Annotated in this window: 12 protein-coding genes; 6 read left to right on the top strand and 6 right to left on the bottom strand. The window is 68.0% G+C overall.

Going from position 1 to position 14,294, the window contains the following annotated elements:
* Positions 1–10 precede the first annotated feature (10 nt).
* Positions 11–1,039, top strand: coding sequence for a hypothetical protein (locus AB0L53_RS30805; protein ID WP_364001098.1), 1,029 nt, complete (start codon positions 11–13; stop codon positions 1,037–1,039).
* Positions 1,040–1,197: 158 nt separating this feature from the next.
* On the opposite strand, the gene AB0L53_RS30800 is transcribed toward AB0L53_RS30805, so the two are convergent.
* A complete protein-coding gene (locus tag AB0L53_RS30800) occupies positions 1,198–2,001 on the bottom strand; it encodes a helix-turn-helix transcriptional regulator (protein WP_364001095.1) in 804 nt (267 codons plus the stop codon).
* A gap of 98 nt (positions 2,002–2,099) precedes the next feature.
* Between AB0L53_RS30800 and AB0L53_RS30795 the strand changes: the two genes are divergently transcribed.
* Complete coding sequence (locus AB0L53_RS30795; RefSeq protein ID WP_364001092.1) at positions 2,100–2,924, top strand: NAD(P)H-binding protein; 825 nt, start codon at positions 2,100–2,102, stop codon at positions 2,922–2,924.
* 167 nt (positions 2,925–3,091) lie between these two features.
* On the opposite strand, the gene AB0L53_RS30790 is transcribed toward AB0L53_RS30795, so the two are convergent.
* The 4 genes from AB0L53_RS30790 to AB0L53_RS30775 form a co-directional block, all read right to left on the bottom strand.
* A complete protein-coding gene (locus tag AB0L53_RS30790) occupies positions 3,092–7,963 on the bottom strand; it encodes an NAD-glutamate dehydrogenase (RefSeq protein WP_364001089.1) in 4,872 nt (1,623 codons plus the stop codon).
* 38 nt (positions 7,964–8,001) lie between these two features.
* Positions 8,002–8,805, bottom strand: coding sequence for a tryptophan 2,3-dioxygenase family protein (locus AB0L53_RS30785; protein ID WP_364001086.1), 804 nt, complete (start codon positions 8,803–8,805; stop codon positions 8,002–8,004).
* Between the two features lie 84 nt (positions 8,806–8,889).
* On the bottom strand, positions 8,890–9,075 hold the full coding sequence (locus tag AB0L53_RS30780; protein ID WP_357949191.1) for a zf-HC2 domain-containing protein: 186 nt from the start codon (positions 9,073–9,075) through the stop codon (positions 8,890–8,892).
* 11 nt (positions 9,076–9,086) lie between these two features.
* Entirely contained in the window at positions 9,087–9,641 is a 555-nt protein-coding gene (locus AB0L53_RS30775) for a sigma-70 family RNA polymerase sigma factor (RefSeq protein WP_357949189.1), read from the bottom strand.
* Positions 9,642–9,750: 109 nt separating this feature from the next.
* On the opposite strand from AB0L53_RS30775, the gene AB0L53_RS30770 reads away from it, so the two are divergent.
* Positions 9,751–10,392, top strand: coding sequence for a DUF4142 domain-containing protein (locus AB0L53_RS30770; RefSeq protein WP_364001081.1), 642 nt, complete (start codon positions 9,751–9,753; stop codon positions 10,390–10,392).
* 146 nt (positions 10,393–10,538) lie between these two features.
* On the opposite strand, the gene AB0L53_RS30765 is transcribed toward AB0L53_RS30770, so the two are convergent.
* Positions 10,539–10,739 carry a hypothetical protein gene (locus AB0L53_RS30765; RefSeq protein ID WP_364001079.1) on the bottom strand — a complete coding sequence of 67 codons (201 nt, stop codon included), beginning with the start codon at positions 10,737–10,739 and terminating at the stop codon, positions 10,539–10,541.
* Positions 10,740–10,754: 15 nt separating this feature from the next.
* Here AB0L53_RS30765 and AB0L53_RS30760 point away from each other — a divergent pair, with 15 nt between their 5' ends.
* The 3 genes from AB0L53_RS30760 to AB0L53_RS30750 are packed head-to-tail and all read left to right on the top strand — an operon-like array spanning position 10,755 to position 14,223.
* Entirely contained in the window at positions 10,755–11,858 is a 1,104-nt protein-coding gene (locus tag AB0L53_RS30760) for a DUF1996 domain-containing protein (RefSeq protein ID WP_364001076.1), read from the top strand.
* A 54-nt stretch (positions 11,859–11,912) separates the two neighbouring features.
* Complete coding sequence (locus AB0L53_RS30755; RefSeq protein ID WP_357949178.1) at positions 11,913–12,692, top strand: hypothetical protein; 780 nt, start codon at positions 11,913–11,915, stop codon at positions 12,690–12,692.
* Positions 12,693–12,747: 55 nt separating this feature from the next.
* Positions 12,748–14,223, top strand: a complete 1,476-nt coding sequence (locus tag AB0L53_RS30750) for a ferredoxin (protein WP_358446506.1) — start codon at positions 12,748–12,750, stop codon at positions 14,221–14,223.
* Positions 14,224–14,294 lie beyond the last annotated feature (71 nt).

Raw genomic sequence — 14,294 nt, 5'->3', positions numbered from 1 at the left:
ACATGGCCACGTGCGTAGTTACGGTCGGCGGAAGGTGCTGGCGCTCGCCGCCGGCCTGCTGGCCGCGGCGGTCGGCTGCTCGGCCGCGCCACAATCCGAGCCCAGTCAGGTGGCGGCGACCACGGCGAAGCCCGTGACCCCGACGCCCTCGGCGGAGACCCCGCTGATCACGCCGGCCGACGCGGCCAAGGCGTTCGCCACGTTCACCGCCACCGACGACCTGCTGCGCGCCGGGGGCGACCTGCGGCTGGCAATGGAGCTGACCCGCGACGCGGAGGCGCAGCTCACCTCGTCCGCGTTCCTGTCGACGGGCAACCGGCCGCCGCGCTACACGTGGGGCGCGCCGACGCTGTTCGTCCCGCGGTTCAAGCAGAGTGAGACGGCGGCCTGGTTCACGGTGCTGGCCACGCGCAACGGCCATCCGACGCTGCTGACGTTCGCCAATGCCGACGCCAAGACCGACGACTGGCGGCTCAGCTCGGCGACGCAGCTGCTGCCGGGGCAGGACCCGCCCCACATCCAGCTCGACGCTGAGGGCTACGCGACGGCGCTGGCGCCCGACGACAAGAGCATCACCATCAGTCCGCAGTTCATGGGCCCGCTGCACGCCACGGTGGCGGAGGCGGGCGAGACGGGCGTGGCGGCCGGCCTGCTCGAACGAGGTCCCTACACCACGGACGTGGCGGAGCAGATCACCACCGACCGGGAACGGGCCAAGATCGGCGGGTTCAGCTACGACTCGATCTTCAGCGCCGGCGACTACCCGGTCTACGCGCTGCGCATGGTGGGCGGCGGGGCGCTGATCCAATACGCGATGACGCGCACGACGACGACCACGGTGGAGACGGACAAGGCCGACTTCGTCCCGGTGCCTGAGTCGGCCCGCTGGCTCTATCACAACGACAGGGCGCGCCGCTTCCTGAAGACGACGGAGATCAACCAGTACGCGACGGTCGTCCCGCCATCCGGCACCCCGACCCCGGCCGCCATCGTCGCCCACACCGGCGCCCTCACCAAAGCCGTAGGCGGCGACCCCTAAACCCATTTTCTTTCTTTACGGCAGGCACGGTGGGCCCCACCCGCCGCACGGGCTGAGCCCTGTCCAGGGACACGCTCCTCCGGTGGAGGTGGTTGAGCGCCGTGACGTGCGCAGTCTTGGCCATGGCCTTCCACACAGTGGCGGCAGGAGCGTGGTCGCTACGCGTAGGTCTCTCGTAGGCGTTGGAGGGCCTTGTGGGAGGGGGTTCCGGGGGCGGCGGTGTAGAGGACCAGGCGTTGGTCCGCGCCGACTATGGGGAGGAAGTCGCAGTCGAGTTCGATGGGGCCTGCGATGGGGTGGGTCATGTGCTTCGTCAGGGTGCGCTGGACCTCGATGTCGCGGGTCGCCCACAGCTCGGCGAAATGAGGACTTCGCTGTTTCAGGTCGTCGACCAGGGATCTGATGTCGGCGTCCCCTGGGTAGCGGCCGGTGGCTCGGAGGTCGGCCACGCACTTGCGGGCGAGTTGGAGCTTGTCGGCCGGCGTGGCCTGAGTGCCGAAGAGCCAGCGCAGCGTGTTGCGTTCTCGGGATGGCGTCTCTGACAGGTCGCCGATAAGGGCGACCAGCATGCGGTTCCAGGCGAGTACGTCGTAGCCGGCGTTGATCACCATGGCCGGGACGTCAGTGAGGCGGTCCAGCAGGCGCCGGACGTTGGCGGGCACCTCGCGTGCGGGCTCGGCGCGGGCCGGGGAGCGGTCGGCCAGCCGGAGCAGGTAGTCGTGCTCGTCGCCCGTCAGCCGCAACACCCGGCCGAGCGCGGTGAGAACCTGGTCCGACGGGTGCGGGCCGCGGCCCTGTTCCAGCCTGATGTAGTAGTCGACGGAGATTCCCGCCAGCAGCGCGACCTCCTCGCGGCGCAGCCCAGGGGTCTGACGGCGCGGGCCGGGCGCCAGCCCGACCTCGGCGGGCTGGATCCGGCTCCTCCGGCTACGCAGAAAGCCGCCGAGTTCCTCCCTGTTCATCCCCACCATGATGACCCAGCCCATCCGGGCCTGGTACTCCGAGTCCCAGCCCTGGCGGTGCCTACCCGCCCGGTACGGCCCCGGACCAGCATGTCCGCATGACGATCCTGGTAACCGGGGCCCGTGGACACGTGGCCCGGAGCCTCATACGGCAGCTCCTGGCGGCCGGCGAGCAGGTCCGCGCCGCCAGCAAAGATCCCGCCGCCACCCACCTGCCCACCGACGTGGAGGTGGTCGAAGCGGGCAGTGCGGCACTCGCGCTGGACGGCGTCGACCGGATATTCCTCTACGCCGACCGGCAGGGGCTGGACGCCTTCCTGACGAAGGCCCGCGAGGCCGGAGTGCGCCACGTCGTCCTCCTGTCGGCCGCTCTGGCGGACCCTGCGGCCACGGACGCGATCGCCCGCATGCACGGCGTGGCGGAAGAGTCGGTGACCGCCTCAGGGCTCTCCTGGACCGTCCTGCGGCCCGGCGCCTTCGCCACCAACACCCTCGGATGGGCGCCGGAGATCATCGCGGAAGGCAGGGTCAGCAGCCCGTTCCCTGACACCCACTCGGCTCCCATCCACGAGGCCGACATAGCCGAAATCGCACTGAAAGCCCTGACGGAAGATGGCCACGAGAACGCCGTCTACAAGTTGACCGGCCCCGAATCCCTCACGCAAAGCGACCAGATGAACACGATCGCGCGAGTGATCGGCAGGCCGATCGAGTGGCACCTACAGGACTTGGAAACCCACCGCCAGGCTCTGTCCCGCTGGGGCTCGCCGGAAGTAGTGGAGTCACTCGTTCAAAACTCCATAGCGGCCATAAACACACCAGAAACGCCATCAACCACATTCACCGACCTAACCGGCAAACCCCCAAGAACCTTCGCCCAGTGGACAGAAGACCACAAGCACGCCTTCACAACCACAAACTAGCCAGACGTTGAGGGCCAAGACGCGACCACGGCCGGGGCCAAGAATGCGCACGTCACGGCGCTCAGCCACCTCCACCGGAGGAGCGTGCCCCTGGACAGGCCCCAGCGCCGTACGGCGGCTGGGGCCCACCGGGCCTGCCGTAAAAGATCGAAAAGGTTTTAAAGCGATCAGCCCTCCGTGTGGGGAAGGCTACTTGAGGCCACCAGGGTGCGGATGGCGCGGAGGGCCACGGACAGCGTCGCCAGGTCGAAGTTGTCGCTTTCCCAGATTTCCGAGAGCGTCTGGCGGGCCCTGTGGACCGCCGCCGAGTTCGCCTCCGTCCAGCGGGCCAGGCGCTCCTCCGGAGACAGCCCAGGCGTGCTGTGGGCCAGCACATCGCGGGTCAGCGAGGCGTGGGCCGCGTACAGGTCGTCCCTGAGTGCCGCCCGCGCCATCGAGTTCCAGCGGTTGTCACGCGGCAGCGCGATCACCCGCTCCCTGAGGAGGGCCAGCTGGAGGCGGTCGGCGAGGTCGAAGTACACCTCCGCCGCCTCGTTGACCGGACGCCCCGTGAGCGACGAGATCTCCACCAGGTCGAACGTCGAATAGGCGGGCACCATGGCCGCCACCCGCTCCGCCAGCTCCATCGGCACGCCGCGGGCCGCGAAGGAGTCGCGGCGCTCCTCGAAGGCCGCCAGGTCGGGCCCGGCGAGCAGCTTCGGGATGTGGGCGAGCAGGCCGTTCACACCCTTGACGAAGAAGCTCACCGAGCCGGCCAGGTCGAGCGGCGGGCGGCGGTTGCCGAGCAGCCAGCGCGTGCCACGCTCGGCCAGTTTCCTGGCCTCCAGCAGCATCGCGATCTGGATCGACGTGTCGGCCTTGTTGTCCAGCGCTTCCACCGCGCGGTGGAAGCTGGCCAGGTCGAACACCTCGCGGGCGACGAGGTAGGCGCGGACGATGTCGGGCGTCGAGGCGCCGGTCTCCTCGCTGAAGCGGAACATGAACGTGGTGCCCATCGAGTTGACCAGCTCGTTCACCACCGTGGTGGTGATGATCTCGCGGCGCAGCGGGTGGGCGTCCATGTACGGCCGGAACCGTTCGCGCAGCGCCGATGGGAAGTACGACACCAGCCACGAGGCCAGGTAGGGGTCGTCGGGCAGGTCGGAGGCGAGCAGTTCGGCGTCGGCCACCAGCTTGGTGTAGGCCAGCAGCACCGAGAACTCGGGCGCCGTCAGACCCTGCCGGGCCTGGCGGCGTTCGGCCAGGATCTTGTCCGAGGGCAGGAACTCCAGCTCCCGGTTGACCAGCCCGTCACGCTCCAGGCGCCGCAGGTAGCGGGAGTGGATGTGGAGCATCTCGGGGGCCTGGGCGCGGGTCGCGGCCAGCACCACGTTCTGGGCGTAGTTGTCACGCAGCACCAGGTCGGCGACCTCGTCGGTCATCGAGGTGAAGACCTGGTTGCGCTGCTTGTCGGTCAGCTCGCCGTCGCGGACGACCTGGTCGAGCAGGATCTTGATGTTCACCTCGTGGTCGGAGGTGTCGACCCCGGCCGAGTTGTCGATGAAGTCGGTGTTGACCAGCCCGCCGCCGCGCGCGAACTCGATGCGGGCCAGCTGGGTGAACCCCAGGTTGCCGCCCTCGCCGATGACCTTGCAGCGCAGGTCTCCGGCGTCGACCCGGAGCGAGTCGTTGGCCTTGTCGCCCACGTCGGCGTTGGACTCGGTGCCCGCCTTGACGTAGGTGCCGATGCCGCCGTTCCACAGCAGGTCCACGGGGGCCCGGAGGATGGCGCTGATCAGGTCGTTCGGCGCCATCGAGGTGACCGCCGCGGGGATGGAGAGCGCCTCGCGGATCTGCGGCGTGATCTTGATGGACTTGGCCGTACGCGGGTAGACGCCGCCGCCCGCCGAGATCAGCTCGGTGTCGTAGTCCGCCCAGGAGCTGCGGGGCAGGTCGAAGAGCCGTTGCCGCTCGGCGAAGCTGCGGGCGGTGTCGGGGTCGGGGTCGATGAAGATGTGCCGGTGGTCGAAGGCGGCCACCAGCCGGATGTGCTCCGACAGCAGCATGCCGTTGCCGAACACGTCGCCCGACATGTCGCCGACACCGGCCACGGTGAAGTCGGTGGTCTGTATGTCGGTCCCGATCGTGCGGAAGTGGTACTTGACCGACTCCCAGGCGCCGCGCGCGGTGATGCCCATCGCCTTGTGGTCGTAGCCGATCGAGCCGCCGGAGGCGAAGGCGTCACCGAGCCAGAAGCCGTACTCCTTGGCCACGCCGTTGGCGATGTCGGAGAACGTCGCGGTGCCCTTGTCGGCCGCGACCACGAGGTAGGGGTCGTCGCCGTCATGCCTGACCACGTCCGGCGGGGGCACCACCTTGCCGTCGACCAGGTTGTCGGTGACGTCGAGCAGCCCGGAGATGAACATCCGGTAGCAGGCCACGCCCTCGGCCAGCATCTCTTCGCGCCCTCCGCCCGCAGGCGGACGCTTCATGACAAATCCGCCCTTGGACCCAGTGGGCACGATAACGGTATTTTTCACCATCTGGGCTTTGACCAGTCCGAGGATCTCGGTCCGGAAGTCCTCCATCCGGTCCGACCACCGCAGCCCGCCTCTGGCCACCTTGCCGAAGCGCAGGTGCACGCCCTCGACCCGGGCCGAGTACACGAAGATCTCGTACTTGGGCCGCGGCAGCGGCAGCACGCTGATCGCCTGCGGGTCGAACTTCAGCGAGATGTACGGCTTGCGGCGCCCGCCGACGGTCTGGAAGTAGTTGGTACGCAGCGTCGCCTGGATCATCTCCAGGTACGCCCGCAGGATCCGGTCCTCGTCGAGCGAGGCGACCTCGTCGAGCGCGCCCAGGATCTCCTCGTTGAGCGCGTCGGCCAGGTCGGTCCGCACGTCGTCGCCGCGCCGGGGGTCGAGCCGCGCCTCGAACAGCCGCACGAGCAGCCGGGCCAGCCGCACGTTGCCCGTCAGCACCCGCTCCATGTAGCGCTGGGAGAAGGCGGAGCCCGCCTGGCGCAGGTATTGGGCGTAGACGCGCAGGATCTCGACCTGCTCCCAGGTCAGTCCGGCCCGCAGGACGAGGGCGTTGAAGTTGTCGGCCTGGACCTCGCCCTTCCACAGCGCGATGAGGCCGTCCTGGAAGAGCCGCTTGAAGTCCTTCCTGTCGACCTCGTCGTTCGGCGTGTAGCGCAGGCCGAAGTCGTAGATCCAGGCGTTCTTGGTGGCGGGGTCGTTGTCCCTGTCGATCTCGTACGGCCGCTCGTCCACGACCTCGACGCCGAGTCGCTGGATCAACGGGAGAGCCCGCGACAGCGAGATGGGCGAGCCCAGTTTGTAGATCTTCAGCCGCCGCTCACCCTCGGCCGCGTCGTACGGCTCATAGAGGTTGAGGCCGATCTCGTTCTCGTCGGCGCCGACCAGTTCCTCCAGGCGGCGCAGGTCCACCACGGCCATCTGCGGAGGGAAGTCGGCCTTGTAGCCCTCGGGGAAGGCCGACTGGTAGCGCCTGGTCAGCTTGGGGGCCTCCGCCTCGGAGGTCTGCTCCGCCAGCGCCGTGGCCAGGTCGTCCTCCCACGACCGGGTGATCGCGGCCAGCCGCGACTCCAGCTCCTGCACGTCGACGCCCGGCGGCGGCAGCTGCCTGCCGCGCTCGCCGCGGATGACCACGTGCAGCCGGGCCAGTGCGGACTCACCGATCATCGCGCTGTAGTCGAGCGTCTTGCCGCCCAGCGCCTTGAGCAGGAGCTCCTGCATCTTGTAGCGCACCTGGGTGGTGTAACGGTCGCGCGGCAGGTAGATCAGGCAGGAGATGTAGCGGCCGTAGTCGTCGCGGCGCAGGAACAGCTTGACCTGCTTGCGCTCGCGCAGCCGTAGCACGCCGAGCGCGATCGGCAGGAGCTGGTCGAGCGAGGTCTGGAAGAGCTCGTCGCGCGGGAAGGTCTCCAGGATCTCGATCAGGTCCTTGCCGTCGTGGCTGTCGGGGGCCAGCCCGGCCTGCTCCAGCACGTCGGCGAGCTTGCGCCTGAGCACCGGGATCCTGGAAATCGACTCGCTGTAGGCCACGTGCGTGAACAGGCCGAGGAACCGGCGCTCGCCGATCACCTCGCCCTCCGGCGAGAACAGCTTCACCCCGATGTAATCGAGGTAGGCCGCGCGGTGCACGGTCGCCCGGGAGTTGGCCTTGGTGATGATCAGCAGTTGCTTCTCGCGCGCCTTGGCGCGTACCTCGGGGGGCAGCACGGAGAAGCTCTCCGAGCCGATCTTGTCATCCCGCAGGATGCCCAGCGCCGCGCCGGGCAGCGCGCGCAGCGCGTCGCCCTCGTCGGTCTGCTCCAGGCGGTACTCCCGGTAGCCGAGGAAGGTGAAATGCCCGTCGGCGAGCCAGCGCAGCAGGTCGAGACTGTCCTCGACCTCCGCGGGCTCCAGCGGCGGCGGGTTCAGCGTGAGGTCCTCGGCGGTCTGTACGGCCACCCCTCGCATCTTCCTGAAGTCCTCGACCGCCTGCCGTACGTCGGACAGAACCCGCTGAAGGTCGGCCTCCAGCCGCCCGAGCACCTCGGGGTCGGTCTGCCGGTCGATCTCGAAGTGCATCCAGGACTCGACCAGCATCTGGCCGGTGACGTCCTCCTCGCCCCGGCCGAGCATCTTGCCGGTCATGTCACGACGTACCCGCATCTGCGGGTGGACCACCAGGTAGGTGTTGATGTCATGCCTGGCGAGCTCCATCGTCACCGAGTCGACCAGGAAGGACATGTCGTCGGTGACCACCTCCACCACGGAGTGTCCCGGGTCCCAGCCGTTCTCCTCGAGGGTCGGCGTGTAGACGCGGACCATGGCCCTGCCCTGGGGACGTACCTCGGCCAGCTGCTTCTGCGACATCGCCGGGCCGTAGACGTCAATGGGGCTGCGGTCGAGCAGGTCCTCCGGCGCGATGTGCCGGTAGTAGACGCGTAGGAAGGCCAGCGCGTCCTCGGGGCTCACATGGTCGCTGCCCGCCGCGCATCGTTGCGCGGCTCGCTGGAGCAGCTCATCCTTGGCCTCGTCGAGCGGCATTTCGCTCTCACTCCTTTGTGAGGGTTCGCCATGGCTTGTCACAGCCAGGCCCTTAGTTCCCACAACAGTGGGAAGTAGTGCAGGCGGGTCCTGCCTCGCAGGTAGGGGGCACCCGTCGAGCCGCCGGTGCCCGATTTGGTGCCGATCTGCCGTTCGACCATCTGCACGTGGCGGGTCCGCCACTGGGCGGCGGTCTCGTCGTGGGTCAGCAGATCTTCGGCCAGTTGCCACAGGTCATCGTGCGACCCGCGGTCCCTCGCCACGGCCAGCAGCGTGTCCATGATCTCGTCGTCGGAGACCGGCAGCCCACGCTGGGAGAGGGCGGTGAGGTAAGCATCCCACAGTGTCGGCTCGGCGAGCCGGCGGCGCAGCCTGGTGAGCTCGGCGTCGTCGGCGTCCCTGAGCCGGCCGAGGTAGCTCGGATCCTTCAGCCCCGACAGGAACTCCAGTTCGCGGAACTGCACCGACTGGAATCCACTCGCCGGGGCGAGCCTGGCCCGGAACTCCAGAAAGTCCTGGGGCGTCATCGTCTCCAGCACGTCGACCTGCTCGATCAGCACCCGCTCCACCGCGTGCACCCGCTGGAACACGTGCCTGGCCTGCCAGAGCTCGCCCTGGAACATGGCCTCGCGGCCGGCCTCCAGCTCGTGCAGCAGCAGCTTGAACCAGAGCTCGTAGACCTGGTGGATGGTGATGAACAGCAGCTCGTCGGGCGCCTCGGACTGAGGCCGTTGCTGGTCGAGCAATTCGGGCAGGCGAAGGTAGCCACCATAGGAGAGCCGGCCGCCCTCCTCGCCGAATCGCCTGTCGGGAGGAACGGCCGCATCACCGTCGATGCCCACCGAACACCTCCCCAAGCCGCCCGGTCTGTTCGACCGGGCGTATGCGCCTCGCCGTACCGATATCACCCGAAAAGGGGAAAAAGGTCAACGTGACATCGACATCGGCGGGTCGTCCTCAGCAGCTGAGGGCAGGTGTTTGAGCTCGTCGAGTCGGCTCGGAATCTCGGCCATGTCCTGGAGCTCCGCCTGGCACCTTGCGCATGTGTCGAGGTGGCGCTCGAACTCCTCTAGTTCCTCTTCATCGAGGACACCGAGGACGTAGGCGGCCACCCCTTCATGCATTACCCGGCTACCCCCTTGTCCTGCAGAAGCACACGGAGAGCCCGGATCCCGTAGTAGAGCCTGGACTTCACCGTGCCCGGCGGAATCCCCAGAATCTCCGCCGCTTCACTTATCGTACGGTCCCGAAGGTAGGTCTGCTCAATGACTTCCCGGTGTTCGTCTGACAGGCTCCGCAGCGCGTCAGCGACCACCATGGCCGAGAGCGCCCGCTCCGAGCCGTCAGGCACCGCCAGCATGTCGACTTCCGGCGGCTCGACCTCGTGAGGCCGAACACTCTTACGCCGGCGACCGTCGATGACGATACGGCGGGCCACTGTCAGTAGCCATGCCCAGATGAGGCTGGGCTCCCATTGCAGTCTTGCCGAGTGACGCCAGGCTCTAACGATCGTCTCTTGAACGACGTCTTCGGCCCATTGAAGATCGTTCCCGGTCGACTTGCGTACGTGGCGCAGCAGAGGGCCGCCGAACTCCTGGTAGAGCACCGCAATGCGGTGTTCCGCCTCGGCATCCGCACTCTCTAACCTGCCGGCGAGATGACCTAGCACGGGGCACATCTTTACACCTTCGTTATCACTCCGGTAGCCACTCCGATAACTCCAGTCATTTCTGACTATTTGGACCCCTTGAGTGAACCGGTCCCCGAAGGCCCGCGTACCTCCGATCATGCACAGGCTTTTGCGCGGCGAACTGCTCATGTTCGGCGGCTTCGCAGTGGCTGCCACGGTCACGATCCTGCTGGTCCTGCCACCAGGAAGCTCCGCAGGATCCACTCAGTACACGCAGTCGGCCGCCGGTCCCATCGGGCCGGCAGACCGCGACCTGCTAGTCAGAGTACGCCAGGCGGGCCTCTGGGAGATTCCTGTTGGCCAATGGGCCCAGACACGGGCCGAGTCAGCGAGCGTGAAAGAGACCGGGAAGCACCTGGTCGAAGATCACACGAAGCTGGACGAGGCGACTCGCGCGCTCGCCGCGAAACTCGGCGTGCCCATCCCAGACGTGGCCAATGCCGATCAGCAGAGCTGGATGGCCCAGCTGTCCGCGGAGAAGGGTCCCGCCTTCGACAAGGACTTCGCCAACCTGTTGCGTGCCGCGCACGGCAAGGTCTTCGCCGTCGTGGCAGATGTGCGGGCGGGGACTCGCAACACCGAGATCAGGAAGTTCGCCAACACCGCCAACACGGTGGTGCTGAAGCACATGACGCTGCTGGAAGGCACTGGCCTGGTCGACTTCGGCGACCTTCCCGAGCCCCCCACGCCCTCACCGGTTCCACCCGTCGCAACGGCGGTCGATACGAGGAGACAGTAATGAGGAGATCCAGACGCACGGCCGCGGCCGTGTCCGCCCTGGCCGTGATGGCCAGCGGCCTGGTGTCCGCGGCCGTGATCGGCGTCGGTCCGGCGCTTGCGGACCATTGCGATCCGGCACAGCAGAGCAACCAGCAGCCGTCTCAATCACCGACGCAACAAAGGCGACAGCAGCAGGCCCCGGACAACCAGGACCAGCAGGGTCAGCAGGACAACCAGCAGCAGGACAACAACCAGGACCAGCAGCAACAGGACCAGCAGGGTCAGCAGGACCAGCAAGGTCAGCAGCAGCAGGACCAGGGCCAGCAGCAACAGGACCAGCAACAGCAGCAAGATCAGCAGCAGCAAGGCGGCGGAGCCCTCTTGGCCGCGCCGACCCCGGAGCCGGGAACGCAGGACACCGGTAACGGCCAGGACCAGCAGAACAACAACCAGGACCAGCAGCAGCAGGACCAGCAGGGTCAGCAGGACCAGCAGGACCAGCAAGGTCAGCAGCAGCAGTTCCGCCGCCGGGGCAACAACAACAACCAGAACCCGACGAAGAGCCCGTCCGCGTCCCCCTCCCCCACCGAGAGCGACCACGACGAGGGCGAGTGCGCCGACCTCGGCCCGTTCGTCGAGGACTTCGTCGACATCCGCCAGGTCGGCCGCGGCCAGCTCGCCAACCCCCAATTCGGCAGGAACGGCTCTAGGGGCACCTTCGTCTCCGCCTGTGGGACGAACGGCAACAAGCACAACAACCCTGACAACTTCATCGTCGCTCCGGGCGTGAGCAACGGCGCTCACCACCTGCACGACTATGTGGGCAACCTGACGACGGACGGGTTCTCGACGGACCAGAGTCTCGCCGCGGGAGGCACCACCTGCCGGTTCGGCGACAAGTCGACCTACTTCTGGCCAGTGCTCCGCGACCGCAAGGTGGACGTCAACACCAACGACCAGGACGGCAACGTCGGCCAGGTCCTGCAGGCCCGCCAGGTGACGCTCCAGTTCCGCGGCAACGCCTCGTCCAGGGTGGTCGCGATGCCGAGGTTCCTGAGGATCATCACCGGTGACGCGAAGGCGGCCACGAACGGCGGAGCGAACGCGAAGGCCGCGTGGACGTGTACCGGCTTCCAGAACCGCATCACTAATAACAAATATCCACTCTGCCCACGCGGCAGCCAAGTCGTCCGTATTCTAGACTTCCCAAGCTGCTGGGACGGACAGAACACCGACAGCGCCAACCACCGCACGCACATCGTGTTCCCGGGCCAGGGTGGCGCCTGCCCGCAGGGAACGAAGGCCGTCCCACAGCTGCGCATGTCCCTCACGTACTCGGTTCCACAGGGACCGTCCTTCGCCGTGGACGCGTTCCCTGAGCAGAAGCACAATCCGGTGACCGATCACGCAGACTTCGCCAACGTGATGTCTGACCAGCTCATGAACTTCGTGGTCAGCTGCATCAACCGCGGACGTCGTTGCTGACGTAGATCGGCCCTCCCGAGTCGCACCCTCAATCGACGACCATGGAGGGAATCGATGCTCCACAGAAGACTGCCCCGGCACGCTCCGAGCAAGCTGGACTCCAGGTGGGTCCGGTTCGGGGTAAGCGCCGTGCTGGCCGCGTTGGTCCTGGCGGGGTTCGCCCTGACCAGGACCGACAGCGGGATCTCAGTGCTCGGCCAAGGGGTGGCTTTCCTCGAGTTCTACGCGGGCGTGTTCGCCCTGGTGCTGCTGAGCGCGACGGTCGGACTCGGCCTGCTCACCACCGAACGCGTCTTCCTGTCCCCGTCCAACAGGGTCAGGGCACAGCTGGCACACCGGGCCACAGCGATGATCGGGATGGCCTACCTGGTCACGCACATCACCCTCATGGTCAGTCTGGGGCATGCCCCACTGGCCGCGACAGTGGTCCCAATTGCCGGTATCTATGTGGGATTCGGCGCTGTAGCCTTCGACATGATGGTGATCATCGTTGTGTCGGGAATGGTTCGAGGACGGTTCGCGGTGACGGCCAAGCCATGGATATGGCGGACGCTCCACGCCACCGCGTACCTGTCCTGGCCCGTGGCCATCATGCATGGCCTGACCGCGGGCCGTCCTCCGGCACCCTGGGTGGCGTGGTCCTACATCGCCTGCCTCGCGGCGGTCGGTGGGGCGTTGCTCGTCCGAGTGCTCGCCACCACGCTCAGGCCGGCTCTCCAGCCGGAATGGGTGAAGACGATGGAAGTCGACACCTCACCGGTCGAGCGGCCGGTGGACGTCAACGCGCCGGTTAGCCTCGACGCGGCGCGCAGGAAGTACCGGGAGGCGGGATGAGACCGCACAGGAATGCCCAGGAGGCGCCAGAGTGATCCCGCATAGAGTCCCACGCGTGCTACGCGTGGGCCCGGCCCGGCTGACCGCCGGGCTGGAGCACACCAGACGGATCGATCTGCCGGCGCACCGGACGCTTCACGGCGAGCCGGTGTTGCGCGATATCGAGACGCTGATCGCCCAGGTGAACGAGGTCGACATGCGCGGCCGAGGCGGAGCGGCGTTCCCCGTCGGCCGCAAGCTGCGCGCCGTCGCCGACGCCGCCGGGGCACGCGAGAGTGTCGTGCTGGTCAACGGCTCGGAGGGCGAGCCGGCCAGCTTCAAGGACACCATGATGCTCATCCGCAACCCGCACCTCGTGCTCGACGGAGCGGTCCTCGCCGCCGAGGCCCTGCACGCGCGCGAGGTCGTCGTGGCGATCGGGTCCGGCGGCGAGGTGGCCGAGTCGTCGGTCTCCGCGGCCGTGGCCGAGCGCCGCGCCGCCAATGTGGCGGGCGGCCAGGAGAGCCACGTGAAAATCCGGGTGGTCGGCCTGGAGGAGCGGTTCATCTCGGGCGAGGGCGGCGCGCTGGTACGCGGCGTGAACGGCGACGTGGCCATCCCCAACGGCCGCAAGAAGCGCGCCGCCGAGAGCGGCGTGGACGGCCTGCCCACGCTGCTGTCGAACACGGAGACCTTCGCCCAACTCGCCCTGCTCGCCGAGTTCGGCCCCGAAGGATACGCCGAGTACGGCACCGCCAAGGAGCCCGGCACCGTCCTGCTCAGCGTGAGCGGCGGCGCCACCAACCCCGCCGTGGTGGAAGCGCCCACGGGCACCCCGCTGATCGACGTCCTCGACCTGTGCGAGGCGGAGATCGGCGACGGCGTCCTCATGGGCGGCTACCACGGCGCGTGGATGAGCTACGAGAACGCCCTCTCCGCGGTGATCTCGCGCGAAGGCATGAAGAAGATGGGCAGCGAGCTGGGTGCCGGGATCATCGTCCCGCTCGGCGACTCGACCTGCCCGCTCGGTGAGACCACCCGGGTGGCGGCTTACCTGGCCGCCCAGTCCTCGGGCCAGTGCGGCCCCTGCCGCCTCGGGCTGCCCGACGTGGCGCGGGCCCTGCTCGCGCTGGTCGAGGGCACCGGGTCCACGGACGCGGTTCGCCGCACCGTACGCGCCGTCGAGCGCAGAGGCGCCTGCTTCCACCCCGACGGCACCGCCAGGTTCGTCCTCTCCTCCCTGGACGCCTTCGAGAGCGACATCGCCCTTCACCTGGAGTACGGCTCCTGCGGCCGGCCGGTCCGCGGCGTGCTGCCCCTCCCGGAGCACGAGGACGAGCCCGAGTACCGCCTGGACGTGGACTGGACCCGTTGCGAGGGCCACGGCCTGTGCGCGCACCTGCTGCCGGAATTCGTGGAACTGGACGAATACGGCTTCCCGTCCTTCAAGACCGTGCCGGGCTGGATGGCGAAGGAGGCGCGTCGGGCCGTCGACATGTGCCCCGCGCTGGCCCTGCGCCTCAATGAGTCCATAGCGGTACGGGCGGGTTAATCCCCCGGACCGGGGGCCCCGGCCGGCGCGGCGGGGGGCGCCCCGCCCCCCCACGATAAAAAGAGGTGAGA

Origin of the sequence: Nonomuraea sp. NPDC052129, assembly GCF_040680095.1 — a bacterium.
In the GTDB taxonomy this organism is placed as follows: Bacteria; Actinomycetota; Actinomycetes; order Streptosporangiales; family Streptosporangiaceae; genus Nonomuraea.
Note: the sequence above shows the minus strand (reverse complement) of the source record. Positions and strands in the feature narration are given on the sequence as shown.